15 protein-coding genes are annotated in these 16,009 nt (G+C 62.5%); 9 read left to right on the forward strand and 6 right to left on the reverse strand.

The window, feature by feature from the left end:
• Window positions 1-9: 9 nt before the first annotated feature.
• The 6 genes from ACM530_RS24950 (at window position 10) to ACM530_RS24975 (ending at window position 5,373) form a co-directional block, all read left to right on the forward strand.
• Complete coding sequence (locus ACM530_RS24950) at window positions 10-720, forward strand: CerR family C-terminal domain-containing protein (protein ID WP_369302946.1); 711 nt, start codon at window positions 10-12, stop codon at window positions 718-720.
• A gap of 32 nt (window positions 721-752) precedes the next feature.
• Entirely contained in the window at window positions 753-1,274 is a 522-nt protein-coding gene (locus ACM530_RS24955) for a DUF1993 domain-containing protein (RefSeq protein ID WP_416363416.1), read from the forward strand.
• A gap of 234 nt (window positions 1,275-1,508) precedes the next feature.
• Window positions 1,509-1,973 carry a hypothetical protein gene (locus ACM530_RS24960; RefSeq protein ID WP_416365140.1) on the forward strand — a complete coding sequence of 155 codons (465 nt, stop codon included), beginning with the start codon at window positions 1,509-1,511 and terminating at the stop codon, window positions 1,971-1,973.
• 404 nt (window positions 1,974-2,377) lie between these two features.
• Window positions 2,378-2,986 (forward strand): LysE family translocator, encoded by a 609-nt coding sequence (locus ACM530_RS24965; RefSeq protein ID WP_242197974.1) that lies wholly within the window; start codon window positions 2,378-2,380, stop codon window positions 2,984-2,986.
• Window positions 2,987-3,424: 438 nt separating this feature from the next.
• Entirely contained in the window at window positions 3,425-4,408 is a 984-nt protein-coding gene (locus tag ACM530_RS24970) for a GlxA family transcriptional regulator (protein ID WP_416365121.1), read from the forward strand.
• 50 nt (window positions 4,409-4,458) lie between these two features.
• Window positions 4,459-5,373, forward strand: coding sequence for an ADP-ribosylglycohydrolase family protein (locus ACM530_RS24975; RefSeq protein WP_416363417.1), 915 nt, complete (start codon window positions 4,459-4,461; stop codon window positions 5,371-5,373).
• 22 nt (window positions 5,374-5,395) lie between these two features.
• Here ACM530_RS24975 and ACM530_RS24980 read toward each other — a convergent pair whose 3' ends face one another.
• Genes ACM530_RS24980 through ACM530_RS25000 form a run of 5 tightly spaced genes read right to left on the reverse strand, consistent with a single transcriptional unit; the run spans window position 5,396 to window position 11,842 of the window.
• Window positions 5,396-6,655, reverse strand: a complete 1,260-nt coding sequence (locus ACM530_RS24980) for an NAD(P)/FAD-dependent oxidoreductase (protein WP_416363418.1) — start codon at window positions 6,653-6,655, stop codon at window positions 5,396-5,398.
• Between the two features lie 3 nt (window positions 6,656-6,658).
• On the reverse strand, window positions 6,659-8,230 hold the full coding sequence (locus ACM530_RS24985; protein WP_416363419.1) for an aldehyde dehydrogenase (NADP(+)): 1,572 nt from the start codon (window positions 8,228-8,230) through the stop codon (window positions 6,659-6,661).
• 60 nt (window positions 8,231-8,290) lie between these two features.
• Window positions 8,291-9,238, reverse strand: a complete 948-nt coding sequence (locus tag ACM530_RS24990; protein ID WP_416363420.1) for a dihydrodipicolinate synthase family protein — start codon at window positions 9,236-9,238, stop codon at window positions 8,291-8,293.
• 39 nt (window positions 9,239-9,277) lie between these two features.
• A complete protein-coding gene (locus tag ACM530_RS24995; RefSeq protein WP_416363421.1) occupies window positions 9,278-10,204 on the reverse strand; it encodes a 4-hydroxyproline epimerase in 927 nt (308 codons plus the stop codon).
• A 12-nt stretch (window positions 10,205-10,216) separates the two neighbouring features.
• Window positions 10,217-11,842, reverse strand: a complete 1,626-nt coding sequence (locus ACM530_RS25000; protein WP_145160967.1) for an APC family permease — start codon at window positions 11,840-11,842, stop codon at window positions 10,217-10,219.
• A gap of 176 nt (window positions 11,843-12,018) precedes the next feature.
• Between ACM530_RS25000 and ACM530_RS25005 the strand changes: the two genes are divergently transcribed.
• Window positions 12,019-12,789 (forward strand): AraC family transcriptional regulator, encoded by a 771-nt coding sequence (locus tag ACM530_RS25005; protein WP_262210809.1) that lies wholly within the window; start codon window positions 12,019-12,021, stop codon window positions 12,787-12,789.
• Window positions 12,790-13,027: 238 nt separating this feature from the next.
• Window positions 13,028-15,094 carry a maltose alpha-D-glucosyltransferase gene (gene treS / locus ACM530_RS25010; protein WP_404482950.1) on the forward strand — a complete coding sequence of 689 codons (2,067 nt, stop codon included), beginning with the start codon at window positions 13,028-13,030 and terminating at the stop codon, window positions 15,092-15,094.
• A 166-nt stretch (window positions 15,095-15,260) separates the two neighbouring features.
• Here the strand turns inward: treS and ACM530_RS25015 are convergent, their stop codons facing one another.
• On the reverse strand, window positions 15,261-15,467 hold the full coding sequence (locus ACM530_RS25015) for a LysR family transcriptional regulator (protein ID WP_416363422.1): 207 nt from the start codon (window positions 15,465-15,467) through the stop codon (window positions 15,261-15,263).
• A gap of 117 nt (window positions 15,468-15,584) precedes the next feature.
• Here ACM530_RS25015 and ACM530_RS25020 point away from each other — a divergent pair, with 117 nt between their 5' ends.
• A complete protein-coding gene (locus ACM530_RS25020) occupies window positions 15,585-15,977 on the forward strand; it encodes a tautomerase family protein (RefSeq protein WP_369302935.1) in 393 nt (130 codons plus the stop codon).
• Window positions 15,978-16,009: the final 32 nt, after the last annotated feature.

The raw sequence follows: 16,009 nt of genomic DNA on the forward strand, positions 1-16,009 counted from the left end.
GAGCTGCACATGGCACGACATAAACCTGCCGCCGAGGGTGGTTATCAGCGTGGCGAAGAAACCCGCGCGCGTATTGTCGACGCGGCGGTCGTGGTCTTTGGCGAGCGCGGCTACGACGGCGCGTCGACCCGCGACATCGCCACGGCCGCGGGCGTCAACGCGCCGGCGATTCAGTACTATTTTGACGGCAAGGAAGGCATCTATCTGGAGTGTGTCGAGCACTTGATCACACTGCTGTGGCGCAAGATGGCGCCGTGCGTGGAGGCCGCCGAATGTGCGTTGGCTGATCAGGCCTCGGACGATAAAACCCTGATCGACGTGTCGCTGGGCATCCTCGGTACGGTGGTTTCCACCATCCAGGACAGCCCGCAAACCACCGCCTGGCGTGCGTTTCTTGACCGCCACCAGGCCGGCCTGTGTCCAGAAAGCGCGACAACCGCCTTTGAGGATCGCTTCAAGGCGCGCATTGGCCGGGTTATCCGCCAACTGATCGCGCGCCTGGCTGGTTTTGCGGTGGAGGACGAGCGCACAGTGATTCATTCGATGGCACTGTTCACCCAAGGCCTGGCATTCCGGGTGCAAAAACCCAAGCTGCTTGAGGCGTTGAAGTGGGCCGAGGTCAACCAGAAGGAAATGGAACTGGTGCGCGACGTGGTGCTGATGCAGGCCCGGTTTACCCTGGAAGGCCTGGTCAAGCAACGCGGCGTGATCGCTACGTGATGTGATGTTCAACCCCAGACAAGGACGCAACGATGTCGCTCTATACCGTTACCATTCCCTGCTTCGCCCAGATGCTGAACTCGCTCAAAGGCCTGCTCGCCAAAGGTGAGGCTCACGCTGCAGCGCTGGCTTTCGACCCGCAAGTTCTTCTCGATTCACGCCTGGCACCCGACATGCACCCCCTGGCGACTCAGGTTCGCTACGCCTGCACCCAGGCGCGCGAGGCGGTCGACCGGCTAAGCGGGCAGCCGCTGTCAACGCTGCAGGCACCGACCTCGATGGCTGAGGCGCTCGCACTGATCGACCAAACGCTGGCAGTGCTCGCCGGCGCTGATCGCAGCGTGATTGAGCGTCGGGCGGATGAATCCATCGCCATCGAACTCCCCGGTGGTATCTCCTTCCAGATGACCGGCAACGAATACGCCGTCAATTGGGCCACGCCGCAGTTCTATTTTCACCTGATGACCGCCTACAACATCCTGCGCCATAACGGCGTGCCGCTGGGCAAAGCGGACTATGTGCCGCACATGTTTGCGTATGTGCGTCAGGGCTGAACGCAGCATCAAGGGCGGCGGCGATTGGGGTTCTGCGCAGTGTCGAAACGTGCTGTGCGAGTGGTCTGCCGCCGCGCTTTTTTGCGGATGACCTGCGCCCAGATGCTGCGAAAATCGGCCAGCCGTTGTGAAATGTTGTGAAGCGTGCGGAATGGCCCTTTGCCCATGCTAACGTCCGCATCGGGGTATCGTCAGCACGACGATTTCATTCGTTCCATTGAGGGAGCAGCGCCGATGTCTACTACCGTAACGCCCGCGTCTGGCGGGTCGAACACGCCAAAGTCCTCGCCGTCGTCTTTCGACGACAAGTTGAACATTGCCAAGTCCAGCAAGGTCATTGCCGATTACATGCGCCAGACGGGCAAGTCGGCCGTCACCAAGCAGGAGCTGTCGCAACTGGCCAGCAATGCCTCAGGCAAGGTGCCAGCGAACGTTTCCGACGCTGCCAAGTACATGGAAAAACACCCGGATGTATTCACCGCCATCGAAACCCACGACGTGGCCGGCGCCGACAACCTGTCCGGTGTGTGGAACTTCGACTGGGCAGCCAATGGCGGGCTGAAGGGCACGGCGACCGATGCCATTGCCACCATGCAGGACACGTTTGACATGGCCATCGCCAAGTCTGCGCAGATCACTGAAATTTCCACCGCTAAAAAAGCCGAACTGGACTCGACCAAACAACGGCCGCAGAACTGAGACCGCAGGTTGTCAGCCACGCCCAAAACGGTTCCCGGCGCGTCAGTGGGGACCGTTTTCTGCCTGACCGGCGGTGAGTGTCACTCAATATCCGCAACTCAATCACGGCGCTGTGCCGACACTCATCGTTTGGCCTTTTTTGATGCGTTCAGCGCAGATTCAAGCAGCGTGAGCAACTATACCGGTCAGTGAAAGCACTCCACTCGCCACTGCCGGAGAAACCTTGATGCTTGTTATCGTCGGCGTACTTGCCAGCGTGGCCGTGTGGATCTGGTGGACCTATCCCCCGCGAGTTTCTCGACAACGCCAAAGTGTATTCCTCGATCCGCCCCTAGCTGTACGGGGCAGCCAGGGCTGCAACCGATTACTGTCGCAGGCAACCACCGCCGTCTGGATGCCGCGCCATGTTCATGTCTACCAGCCTGCTCTCAGCCTTCGTGCTGTTTGCCTTCGTGTCCTCGATCACACCCGGCCCCAACAACACGATGCTGCTGGCCTCGGGTGTGAACTTCGGGTTTCGCCGGTCGATGCCCCACGCGTTGGGAATCAGCATCGGCTTTATGCTGTTGGTGATTTCGGTGGGGCTCGGTCTGGGCGAAGTGTTCAAGGTATTTCCGTGGGCCTACACCCTGTTGCGGTATGTGGGCGCGGCTTACTTGTTGTACCTGGCGTGGAAGATTGCAACCTCCGGCGGCATGTCCGAGAGCGAAAACGAACACGCCAAACCCATGACCTTCCTCGGGGCGGCGGCGTTTCAATGGGTCAATCCCAAGGCGTGGATCATGGCGTTAGGGGCGATCACCACCTACACGCCGGCCGAGGGCTATGTGACCAACGTGCTGGTGATTGCCCTAGTGTTTGCGGTGGTCAACTTGCCCAGCGTGTGTGTCTGGGTGGTGTGCGGCACTGGCCTGCGCACTGTGCTGCGTGAACCGCGTTGGTTGCGTCTGTTCAACGTGTCGATGGCCGGGCTGCTGGTGGTGTCGCTGTACCCGATGCTCTTTGCGAGTTGATAAAGTTCGAGACGGTGACGCACTCACACGGGCGAGATGGTCGCCAGCAAGCCGATGCCGATGGTCAACACCAAAAAGCCGAACAGGAAAAGTGCCATCTTGGTCATAAGGCCTCCGAAGGGAAGGGAGCGACAGGAATGTCGGGTTGGCGCCATTGTCCGCCTCGAGGCGTTTTCGATACAGACGCAGATAGCAAAGAAAAAACCGTATCAGATGGCCCCGCAACTGCCCGGCAGCTGGCCTGGAAGGCGGGCGGGTTTCTAAAGATCAGGCACTCGGCTGGCGTTCAACAGCGCCGCCGGGGCAACCGCACGCCCAGGCACCACGCCTGGGGAATGCCGAGGGACAGCGCCTGCATTTGCCCCTAAGATAGCGCCCACTGCATCAACAATAAGCGTGGGCCAACCCTCGATGGAAAGACGCCAATTCAGCGGTGGCATGCAAGGCAAGAACCTGCGCTACCTGAATGACTCCCCCCAGCAGCGGCCGCCGGTTACCCGTGTGGGCTTCCTGCTGCTCGAACACTTCTCCCTGCCCGCATTCACCCAGACCCTCGACACGCTGATCACCGCCAACCTGCTGCGTCCCGAACTGTTTGCCACCCGTACGTTCGGTTGCGGCGACGGCGAGGTGATCAGCGACCTGGGCCTGGTGATCCGTCCCGATGCGCGCCTGGACGTGTCGGCATTGCCGCAGTTGGACCTGTTGGTGGTGTGCGGCGGCTTTCGTACCGAACTCAAGGCCGATGACGAATTCAGCCAGCTGTTACGCAGCGCCGCCGAACAGGCTGTCGCCCTTGCCGGGTTGTGGAACGGCGCCTGGTTTCTCGGCCTCGCCGGACTGCTGCAGGGCTATCGCTGCGCCATCCACCCGGAACATCGCCCGGCGCTGGCGGAGGTCTCCAAGGCCGCCCAAGTGACCAGCGAGCCCTATGTGATCGACCGTGACCGCCTGACGGCCTCCAGCCCCTCAGGCGCGTTTCACATGGCCCTGGACTGGATCAAGGGCCTGCACGGCAAGGCGCTGGTCGAGGGCATTGAAGACATTCTGGCGTTCGAGGAGTCGCGTTACCGACGCATCAAACCCACGGAAAATGTCTGCGTCAGTGCGCCGCTGCGTGAAGTGGTAAAGCTGATGGACGCCAACCTTGAAGAACCGCTGGAACTCGACCAGTTGGCCGTCTACGCCGGGCGCTCACGCCGTCAACTGGAGCGGCTGTTCAAGGAACAATTGGGCACCACGCCGCAGCGCTATTACATGGAACTGCGGGTCACCGAGGCGCGGCGCTTGTTGCAGCACACCGAACTGTCCCAAGTGGACGTGCTGGTGGCGTGCGGTTTTGTCTCGCCGAGCCATTTCAGCAAATGTTACAGCGCGTATTTCGGCTATCGCCCCTCCAAGGAGAAGCGGCTGGTCAAGTAGTCTACGCGCGTTGATTGTCTATCTGGACGACGTTCTATCAAGGAGTACCGATGCCTATAACACTGTCAGACCGCTACCGGGGCAGCCTGCTTGGGCTGGCCTGTGGCGACGCCGTCGGCACCACGGTTGAGTTTATGCCCCGCGGCACATTTGCCGCCGTGACGGACATGGTCGGAGGCGGGCCGTTCAGCTTGAAGCCTGGCCAGTGGACCGACGACACATCGATGGCCCTGTGCCTGGCCGAAAGCCTGTTGAGCAAGGGCGGCTTTGACGCGAAGGATCAGATGGGCCGGTACCTGAACTGGTGGCAATGGGGCTATTTGAGTGCCACGGGAGACTGCTTTGATATCGGCATGACCGTGCGCGAGGCCCTGGCGGCTTTCCAGCAGCATGGCGACCCATTTGCCGGTTCTACACACGCGTATTCGGCCGGCAATGGCTCGATGATGCGCCTCGCGCCTGTGGTGTTGTTCTTCTTCCCGAACCTGCAACGTGTGCGCACCTTTGCCATCGACAGTTCACGTACAACCCACGCGGCCCCAGAGGCCATCGAGTGTTGTGTGGTACTGGCGCAGGCGCTTTGCACGGCCTTGAGCGGCATGCCCAAAGACGAGGTGTTGCGCGTCTCGGACAGTGCGCTGACGGCGCCCAAAGTGCTGGCTATCGCCGCCGGCGAATACCGTAACAAGTCGCGTGGCGAGATTGTCGGTTCCGGCTATTCGGTTGCCTCGCTGGAAGCCGCGTTCTGGTGCTTTCACCACACCGACAGCTTTGCCGATGCCGTGCTCGCCGCTGCAAACCTGGGTGACGATGCGGACACCACGGCCGCCATCGTGGGCCAGTTGGCGGGCGCCCACTATGGCGTCCAAGGCATCCCCGCCAGCTGGCTGGAAAAATTATGGATGCGCGAGGAGATTCAACAGACGGCGGATGCCTTATCGGACGCCTCCAGGGCCGGCCACTGAGGCCCGCACCCGGCAGCGTTGCTCAGAATCGCCCCAGTCGATAGGGCGCAAGCGTGGGCAGCCCGGACAGCGAGGGGTGTGCGGCGGCCAGTTGCGCGACGATCTCCGCCGTCACCGCCGCTTGTGTCAAGCCCAAATGCTGGTGCCCAAAGGCAAGCAACACCTTGCCGTCGCACAGCCGATCAATGATCGGCAATGAGTCGGGCAGGGAAGGGCGAAACCCCATCCAGGCGGTCGCGTCCTGCGCGTTCAGGTCCTCACGGAACAACCCTTGGCTCAGCCGGTGCAATTGCCAGGCACGCTGCATATTCGCCGGGCGTTCGAGCCCTGCGAACTCGACGGTGCCGGCCAGGCGCAAGCCATCGGTCATGGGCGTCATGATGAACTTGCGCTCAAACGAGGTGACGGCAAATGGCAGGCGGTGCTGCTCCCTTGGCAGCATCAAGTGATAGCCGCGCTCCGTATCCAACGGCACTGTTTTACCCGTGAGTGCCGCGGTGAGTCTGGCCGAGTGAGCACCGCAGGCGATCAGCACCTGGCGCGCGGTGACGACGCCTTGATCGGTCATCAGCGACACGCCAGCGCCTTCCAGCCGCCCATCCAGCACGCGCTGCTGCACAAACTGCACGCCACTGGCCTGGGCGGCGCTCACCAGTGCGCAGACCACGGTGTACGGGTCAATAAAATGCCCGGTGGCGGGGAAAAACAGGCCGCCTCGGATAGCCTCGCTCAGTTGCGGCGCCACCTGGCGTATCGCATCGCCTGGCCAGAATTCCACCGCCACGTTCTGCTGCTGCATGCGCAGGCGCAATGCATCGATCGCCTCAGCTGACGCGGCGCGCTCAAACACCAGCAAGGAACCGTCTGGACGCAACAACTGTGGCCGGTCGATGCTCTGCAACAAGCGTTGCCACGCCGCCAGGCTGGCTTCATTCAGCGCGCGAATACCTGCGACCGTGCGCCGGTAGCGCGCCGGGCGCAGGTTCAGCAGCAGGCGCGCAAACCAGGGCAGGGCGCGCGGCAGGTATTTCCAGTCCAGGCGCAGCGGGCCCATGGGGTCCATCAGCATCGCCGGCAGGCGCTTGAGGATCGACACGTCGGCAATCGGAAACACCTGCTCGGTCGCCAAGTGCCCGGCATTGCCATAGGAGGCGCCCATACCGGGCTGCTGCGGGTCGATGACCACCACGCGCCGGCCTTGACGCGACAATTGCAACGCGCAGGCCACGCCGATGATCCCGGCGCCGATGACGACGGTGTCTGCAGTGTTGGAATCGGACATGGCCTAGGCCTCTCTCTGACCGTCGAGCAAACGCCTTAACTGCAACGGGTTGCCCTGTTGCAGCGCGCGAGGCAACAAGCCATCGGGGAAGTCCTGGTAGCACACCGGGCGCAAAAACCGCAGGATCGCCGCTGTGCCCACCGAGGTGCTGCGTGAGTCCGAGGTGGCAGGGAAAGGCCCGCCGTGGACCATGGCGTCACACACTTCTACACCCGTGGGCCAGCCGTTGACCAGCAGGCGCCCGGCCTTGCGTTCAAGCACCGGTAGCAAGGCTTTGGCACGTGCCACGTCCGCATCATCGAGGTGGAGTGTGGCAGTCAGTTGGCCTTCCAAGTGTTCCGTGACTTGGCGGACTTCATCTTCGCTGGCGCACACCACCACCAGCGATGCGGCGCCGAAGACTTCTGCTTGAAGGTGCTGATTGCGCAAAAAGTCGTGGGCCGGGGCGACGAACAGGTGCGCCTGCCCCTGGTTGGGGCCGTCGGCCGCCTGACCTGTTGCTGCAATCCGGGCATGTTCGGCCAGCTTACTCACGCCGCTTTGGTACGCGCGGAAAATACCCGGCGTCAGCATGGTTTGGGCCGCGCAACCGCGCAGCAACTGCGTTGCGCTGGCGATGAAAGCATCCAGTGCGCTGCCTGCGACGGCAATCACCAACCCAGGGTTGGTACAAAATTGCCCGGCGCCCTGAGTCAACGACGCAACAAACCCCTGCGCCAATGCTTCGCCACGTGCCTGCAACGCGGCAGGAAACAAATACACCGGGTTGATCGAGCTCATCTCGGCGTACACCGGGATCGGCTCCGGCCGCGCCTGCGCCGCCTGGGTCAATGCGATGCCAGCGGTGCGCGAACCGGTAAAACCCACGGCCTTGATGCGCGGGTCGGTGACCAGCGCGATGCCGATGTCCGTGCCCGCGCCGTAAAGCAGTGAAAACACCCCGTCGGGCAAACCACAGGCCTTCACCGCCTGGGCCACCGCGCGTCCGACCAGTTCACTGGTGCCGGGATGGGCACCGTGTGCCTTGACGACCACCGGGCAGCCGGCCGCCAGGGCCGATGCGGTATCACCGCCCGCCACCGAGAACGCCAAGGGGAAATTGCTCGCGCCAAACACGGCCACCGGTCCCAGTGGCACCTGCCGTTGACGCAAGTCTGGGCGTGGCAACGGCTGGCGCTCGGGCTGCGCGGTGTCGACACGCACGCCCAGCCATTCACCGGCGCGCACGGTGCGCGCAAAGCTACGCAACTGCGCGCAGGTGCGGCCGCGTTCGCCCTGGATGCGCGGGCGCGGCAGGCCCGTTTCGGCCATGGCGCGTTCAATCAACTCATCGCCGAGGGCTTCGATAGTGTCGGCAATGACGTCCAGAAAGCTGGCGCGCTCGGCCAGCGAGGTTTCGCGATACGTGTCGAACGCAGCCCACGCCAGGGCGCACGCCTGTTCGACATGCTCACGACTGCCGCCGGCGTAAGCCGGTTCCAGTGGCGCGTCGGTGGCGGGATTGATGGCCCGAATCGCTTCGCGATGGCCGGAAATTGCTTGCTGACCGATCAGCATCTTGCCCGTCAGAGTCATGGGGTCGTCCTGGAAAAATGAGGGTTGGCCGCTGTGAGAAGCACAGCGGCGCGCAAGGGCTCAGGCGAGGTTCTGTTCGGCCGACCAGTTGGCGTACCACTGGCGGAACAGCGCGTACTGGTGCTCGGCATAACGCCGCTGCGCATCACTGAGCACGTCGGTGTCGTTGAAGTGCAGGGCGTAACCCTGGTCACCGTTAAGCACCATCAAATGCTTGTAATACAGCACCAGGTCGCAGCCTTCGTCGAAGGAGGACAGCACGCCCAGCGCCGCTTCCAGTTCGCGGGCCAGGCGCCGCGCCTTGGCGTCACCTTTGGCGGCTTGCTTGCTCAGGGCCACCAGTTGCAGCACTTCGCGTGGCAGCGCATTGCCGATGCCGGTGATGGCGCCGGTGGCGTTGCAGTTGACGAAGCCATGCACCACCTGGGTGTCGACGCCGACCATCAAGGTCACGTTATCGTCCTGGGAGGTGATGTTTTCAGCCGCGTAACGCAGGTCGGCAGCGCCGCCGAATTCCTTGAAACCGATGAGGTTGGGGTGTTCGCGGCGCAGTTCGAAGAACAGGTCGGCGCGGGTGGCAAAACCGTAATACGGGCTGTTGTAGATCACCGCCGGCAGGTTTGGCGCGGCATTGAGGATGGCCGAGAAGTGCGCCTTTTGCGCGGTGGCCGACGCACCGCGTGAGAGCACGCGCGGGATCACCATCAGGCCATGGGCACCGACGTTGGCCGCGTGCGCTGCGTGGGCCACCGCCTCACGGCTGTTCACCGCACCCGTGCCGACAATGGTCGGCACACCGGCAGCCACCAGGCGCGCCACACCTTCCTGGCGCTGGGCCTCGGTGAGCAACGGCCAGTCACCCATGGAGCCGCAGTACACCACGGCGCTCATGCCGATATCGATCAGCTCGCGCCCTTTGGCCACCAGGGCGTCAAAGTCCGGCGTGCGCTCATGCGTGCACGGGGTCATCAGCGCGGGGATGCAACCGGTGAAAATGTTGTCGCTCATTGTTTTAACTCCTTGCAGCGTTCAGTAAAAAATCGGGGCTCAGATGCCCCAGGCGAAAGGGTCCTGCGCGTCGATCAGCAGGGTACTGTCGGCGGTCATGTAGGCGCGGCCGGTGATAAACGGGCGTACGCGCTCGCCGTCCCATTCATAGCGGCCTTCGAATTGGCTGCCGGTGATGCTGGCTTGCACCCAGGTCGCACCGGGCGCGAGCTTGCCGTCGGCGGCCAGGCACGCGAGCTTGGCGCTGGTGCCGGTGCCGCACGGCGAACGGTCGTAGGCTTTGCCGGGGCACATCACGAAATTGCGGCTGTCGGCGTTGGCGTCGTCTGCGAACAGTTCGACATGGTCGATCAGCGCGCCATCGGCGCCGTGGATGCCTTGGTTTTCCAAGGCCTTGAGTATCGTCCAGGTGTAGTCGGTGAGGGCGTCGACGTTGCCCATCTCCAGCGTTTGCCCGTGCTGCGAGACCAGGAAAAACCAGTTGCCGCCCCAGGCAATGTCGCCGTGGACCACGCCATGGCCTGGCACGTCCACCGCCACGTGGTGACGATGGCGATAGGCGGGCACGTTGCGCAGGGTCACGGCGCCGTCTTCGTGCAGGGTGGCCGTTACAGGGCCGACCGGCGTGTCGATGCTGTGCACGCCGGGCTCAATGCGCCCCAAGTGGTGCAACGAGGCGACCAGCCCGATGGTGCCGTGGCCACACATGCCGAGGTAGCCGGTGTTGTTGAAGAAGATCACCCCGCACGTCGCACCCGGTGTGACCGGCTCGCAGTACAGCGCGCCGACCAGTACATCATTGCCGCGCGGTTCCAGCAGGCAGGCGCGGCGCCACAGGTCGTGCTCGGTGCGCAGGTTCTCCAGTTGCTCGGCGATGCTGCTGCCTGTCAGCGTGGGAAAGCCGTCCAGCACCAGGCGCGTGGGTTCGCCGCCGGTATGGGAGTCGATCACGTGCAACCGTTTCATAAAACGCTCCATTCAGTGGGTAGCCGGGGACAAAAGCGTGCTGTGCCGGGGCTCGTTGGCGACTTCGCTTTCGTCGTCTTCGTGTTCCAGGCGTACGAGGTGGGCAGGCACGCCGGTGGCCGCGCCCCAGTAATAAATGCCCAAGGCGCAGGCCGCGACGATCAGCGTGTCAAACGGGTGGCTGAGCACGCCGAGGCCACCAAAACTGCCGAGTTTGGAGAGCAGGAGGGTCACCGCGTAGAAGCCGATCAACCACGCCGATGAGCGCACTTGCTGCTTGATGTTCAGGTGCGCGGTCGGCACCCAGCGTGCGCACAGCAGGTACACCCCGAACATGAGGATTTGCAGGCCGAGCAGCCACGACACGGTGCTCCAGCCAGACCAGTACACAATCAGCGCGGCGATGATGAACGACAGCGGGCCGAGTACCGCCATGCCCTTGACCCGAAATGGCCGTGGCATGCCCGGTGCATTGCGGCGCAGCGCGGCGACGGTCACCGGGGCGACGGCGTAGCTTAGGATCAGCGCGGCCGACACCACATTGATCAGTGCTTCCCAGGAGGGGAACGGCAGGGTCCAGAACACCGACAGGCCAAAGGTCAGCCACAGCGCCGGGCGCGGGATGCCGGATTTCTCGTCGATACGCGTGAAGATCTTGAAGAACGTGCCGGTCTGCGCCCAGCCATACACCACGCGTGGCGTGGCATTCATGTAGATATTGCCGCAGCCGCTGGGCGAGATCACCGCGTCCGCCACCACCAGGTACGCCAGCCAGCCCACGCCCAGCGCCAGGGCGATATCGCGATAAGGCAGCGCGAGTTCCTTGCTGATCCCCGCCCAACCATTGGCGAGCATCTCGGTCGGCACGCCGCCGAGGAACGCGGTTTGCAGCAGCACATAGATCGCCGTCGAGAGCAGCACGGAGAGGATCAACGCGATGGGAATGGTGCGTTGCGGGTTCTTCACTTCACTGGCCACCGAGATGATCGGCGTCAGGCCCAGATAGGCAAAAATCACGCCGCCGGCCGACACCGCCATCTCGATGCCCGACAGGCCGAACGGGGCAAAACCCTGTGCCTGGAAGTTCGCCGGTTTGAAGAAGGTGAACAGCACGCCAATCACCAGCAGCGGCACGATGAACTTGAACACGCTCACCAGGTTATTGGCGATGGCGAAGGTCTTCACACTGCGGTAGTTAAGGACAAAGAACAGGCACAACAGCGCCAATTGCATCAGCCAGCCCAGGGTGGTGGGGTCGCTGGAGCCGGCCTTGGTCAGTTCGGGAAACCAGGCGGCCGCGTATTGGCGCGAAGCGACCACTTCAATCGCCACCAGGCTTGAAAACGCAATCAGCGTGATAAAGCCCATCAGGTAGCCCAACAGCGGGCCGTGGGAATACACCGGGTAACGCACCACGCCACCGGCACGGGGCAGGGCGGCGCCGAGTTCGCAATAGACGATGCCCAGCAGCAGCACGGCGAAACCGCCGATCAGCCAGGAAAAAATCCCCGCCGGCCCGGCGATGGCCGAGACGTGACTGGCCGCAAACAGCCAGCCCGAACCGAAGATGGCGCCCAGCCCGATAAAGGTCAGGTCCATCAGTGAAAGTTGTTTCTTGAACTTGCCTTGAGCAGACATGGCGGCGCCTTCTTGTGAGTTATTGGATAGGCAGGTAGTGGCGTTATCCTGAACGCATCAAGGGCGTGGCGATTGATGTTTTGCGCCTGTGTGGATGACGAATTCGGCACAGTTTGCCGCGCTCGACAGTCACTTCGGCATGGGGCAATCTGCTCGAAAACAGGGGAGTCCAGTTCATGCTGCCGAGCGCATTTGCGAGCCTTTTTCAGGCCAATCGTCCCCACGACATGCAGCAGCTATTGGCGGGGGTGGCGCAGCTGTTGCCGATGCTCGACGTGATCCCCAACGCCGCGATCTTTATCAAGGACATCGAGGCGCGTTACGTGCTCGCCAACCACACGCTGGTGCAGCGCTGCGGGCTCAAGCAGCTGCAACCGCTGCTGGGCAAGACCAGTGCGCAAGTGTTCCCCGCGCAACTGGGGCCGGGCTATACCGAACAGGATCGGCGGGTGCTGGAACAGGGGTTTGTGCTTGAGGACCAGCTGGAACTGCACCTCTATGGCACGCGCGAACCCGGCTGGTGCCTGACGCACAAATGGCCGCTGTACAGCGATGTAAACCAGATCATCGGCCTGGCGGGCATCTCCGTCGACCTGCAGTCAGCCAGCGAAACGCACCCGGCATACCAGCGCCTGGCCGCTGTCGACGCGCACATCCGCACGCATTTCAACCGGCGCGTCAGCCTCGGTGAACTGACGCGCATCGCCGGCATTTCCGTGGCGCAGCTGGAGCGCTACTGCAAACGCGTTTTCCACCTCACGCCACGGCAGATGATCCAGAAAGTGCGCCTGGAACACGCACACCGGCTGCTGCATACCGAACTGCCGATCACCGAGGTCGCGCTGCAATGCGGCTACACCGACCACAGCGCGTTCACGCGACAGTTCAGGGCGTTGACCGGGTTTACACCGAGGCAGTATCGGCAGGCGACGCAAGGCCGTGCGTGAGACCTGAGCCATTGAGCTTCGCCGCGAGCAGCGCCCAGGGGCGAGCGACTAGATGACGGTTCCCGGTGGCCACAAATGACGCCGCGTGATTTTGCTCATGCGCCCGGCAAGTCCAGTGCGCGATTCAACGCCTACGAACTGCGCTGCACGTACAGTGCAAATTGCAATGCAACGAATCGCACCCGTGGCGGCTCCTATGCTTACAGATAACTTTTTCACGCACACAGGTAACGGGCTTATGACGGCGGCGGACAACGATCATGTGAACTGGCTGGTTGAGCAATCGATGCTGCACGCGGCGCGCCAGCGCGCCAAGCTCTATTCGGGGCAAGGGCGATTGTGGCAGCAGCCGTATGCGCATACCCGGCCGCGTGATGCTTCAGCCTTGTCGTCGGTGTGGTTTACCGCCTACCCGGCCTCGATCGTGACCCGTGAAAACGGCACGGTGCTGGAGGCGCTGGGGGATGAAAGCCTGTGGCATGCGTTGTCGAAGATCGGCATCCAGGGCATTCACAACGGCCCACTGAAAAAATCCGGCGGGCTCTCTGGCACGCGGCATACGCCGACCATCGATGGCAACTTTGACCGCATCAGTTTTGAAATCGACCCGCAGCTGGGCACCGAGGCGCAGCTGCAGGCGCTGACGCGCATGGCCGCTGCGCACAATGCGGTGATCATCGACGACGTGATCCCATCCCACACCGGCAAGGGCGCGGATTTTCGCCTGGCCGAGATGGCGTACGAGGACTATCCCGGGCTCTACCACATGGTGGAAATCCGCGAAGAAGACTGGCCGATGTTGCCCGAGGTCGCCGAAGGCCGGGACGCGCAGAACCTCAGCCCGGTGCAGGTGGATGCGCTGCGCGACAAGCATTACATCGTCGGCCAGTTGCAGCGGGTGATCTTCTTTGAGCCCGGCGTGAAGGAAACCGACTGGAGCGCTACCCCGGTGGTGGTCGGCGTGGATGGCAAGCCGCGCCGTTGGGTCTACCTGCATTACTTCAAGGAAGGCCAGCCGTCGCTGAACTGGCTGGACCCTTCGTTCGCCGCGCAGCAAATGATCATCGGCGACGCCCTGCATGCGATTGACGTGATGGGCGCCAAAATCCTGCGCCTGGATGCCAACGGCTTTCTGGGGGTGGAGCGCAAGCTCGAGGGCGGTGCCTGGTCGGAGAGCCATCCGCTGTCGATTACCGGCAACCAGTTGCTCGGCGGCGCGATTCGCAAGGCCGGTGGGTTCAGCTTTCAGGAGCTTAACCTGACGGTGGACGACATCGCCTCGATGTCACACGGCGGCGCGGACCTGTCCTATGACTTCATCACGCGCCCGGCGTATCAGCATGCGTTGCTGATGGGCGACACCGAGTTTCTGCGCCTGATGCTGCGCGAAATGCACAGCCAGGGCATCGACCCAGGCTCCCTGATTCATGCGTTGCAGAACCACGATGAGCTGACCCTGGAGCTGGTGCATTTCTGGACCTTGCACGCCCACGACAACTACCTCTACCAGGGCCAGACTTTCCCCGGCAACATTTTGCGTGAGCATATTCGCGAACAGATGTACGAACGCCTGACCGGCGAACATGCGCCGTATAACCTCAAATTCGTCACCAATGGCGTGTCCTGCACCACCGCCAGCATCATCACTGCAGCGCTGGGTATTCGTGACCTGGAGGCGATTACGCCGGCCGATATCGAGCAGATCCGGCAGATCCATTTGTTGTTGGTGATGTACAACGCCATGCAGCCCGGGGTGTTTGCCTTGTCGGGTTGGGACCTGGTTGGCGCGCTGCCGTTGGCGGCCGATGAAGTCGCGCATTTGATGGCCGACGGCGATACCCGCTGGGTGCATCGCGGCGCCTACGACCTGGTGGACCTGAACCCCGAGGCCGAGCTGTCGGCGGGGCAGATGCCGCGCTCCAAAGCCTTGTATGGCAGCCTTAACCAGCAGTTGCAGGACCCGCAGTCGTTTGCCTCGCAGCTGCAAAAAATCCTCGCGGTGCGCAGTGCCTATGGCATCGCCGCCAGCCGGCAGATTCTGGTGCCGGACGTCGAGCATCCCGGCTTGCTGATCATGGTCCACGAGTTGCCGGCTGGGAAGGGCACGCAGATTACCGCGCTCAACTTTAGCAACAGCGCGATCACCGAAACCCTGCACCTGCCCAATATCGCGCCGGGGCCGGTGGTGGACATCATCAATGAACGGGTTGAGGGCGACCTCACTGCCGAGGGTGAATTTACGATCACGCTGGATGCCTATGAGGGCCTGGCGCTGCGGGTCGTCAGTCATTCGCCGATGGTTTAAGTGCCGATTAACGCGGCGTTCGAGCGTGAGCCTTGCGCAGCGCCGCATCCTCTGCGTCTCGCTGGCGCAAACCGTCGGCAATGCCTTGGGCCAGCAGTGGTGTGCGCTTGTGTGGCAATCCGTTGCGCTTGCAGCGAGGCGGGCGGGCTATTGGCGGCGGGCAGCATCAGCGTGGCCGCATCCAGTTCGCTGAGGAACAGGCGTTGTTCGAGCTCGGAACTCCAGTGCGTGACAATGCTTCGCCCAAGGCGTCTTCCAAGTGCTGAATGCGACGAGAAACCGCGGACTGCGTCAGGCAAAGGGTTTGCGCTGCCTTGGTCAGTGACGCGCTGTCGACCACGGTGACGAAGGCCTTCAAGTCTTGAAATAGCATGCGAAATATTCATCATCTTTTGGAAAATTATGCGCTTGATGAATCTTGTGGTGGCGACTAGCGTTGTATCACTGGCCGCCGGTGTGGATGGCCGCTCACCCTGTTAAGGATATGTTCATGCCTTTAGTCCGAATTGACCTTGCCGCCGACACCTCTACTGACACCGCGACGGCCATCAGCGAGGTGGTGTACGCGGCGATGACCAGCGTTGCCAACGTGCCTGAGCACGATAAATTCCAGATTATCAACCGTCATGCCAAGGATGAACTGGTGTACCCGGCGGCCGGTTATCTGGGGATCAGCTACACGCCCAGGATTGTGTTTATCCAGGTGACCTGGAACGCCGGGCGCAGCATTGACGTGAAAAAGGCTTTTTACGCATTCATCGCCGAAGGCATTCACGCCAGGACCGGGTTGCGCAAGGAAGACGTGTGGATCAGCCTGGTGGACGTGAAGCGCGAAGACTGGTCGTTTGGTAACGGTGAAATGCAGTACGCGCCGACCGAGTGACGCATGCACAAAAAAGGGGCGACTCAGTCTGA

Source organism: Pseudomonas sp. NFX183 (assembly GCF_047943075.1).
Classification (GTDB): domain Bacteria; phylum Pseudomonadota; class Gammaproteobacteria; order Pseudomonadales; family Pseudomonadaceae; genus Aquipseudomonas.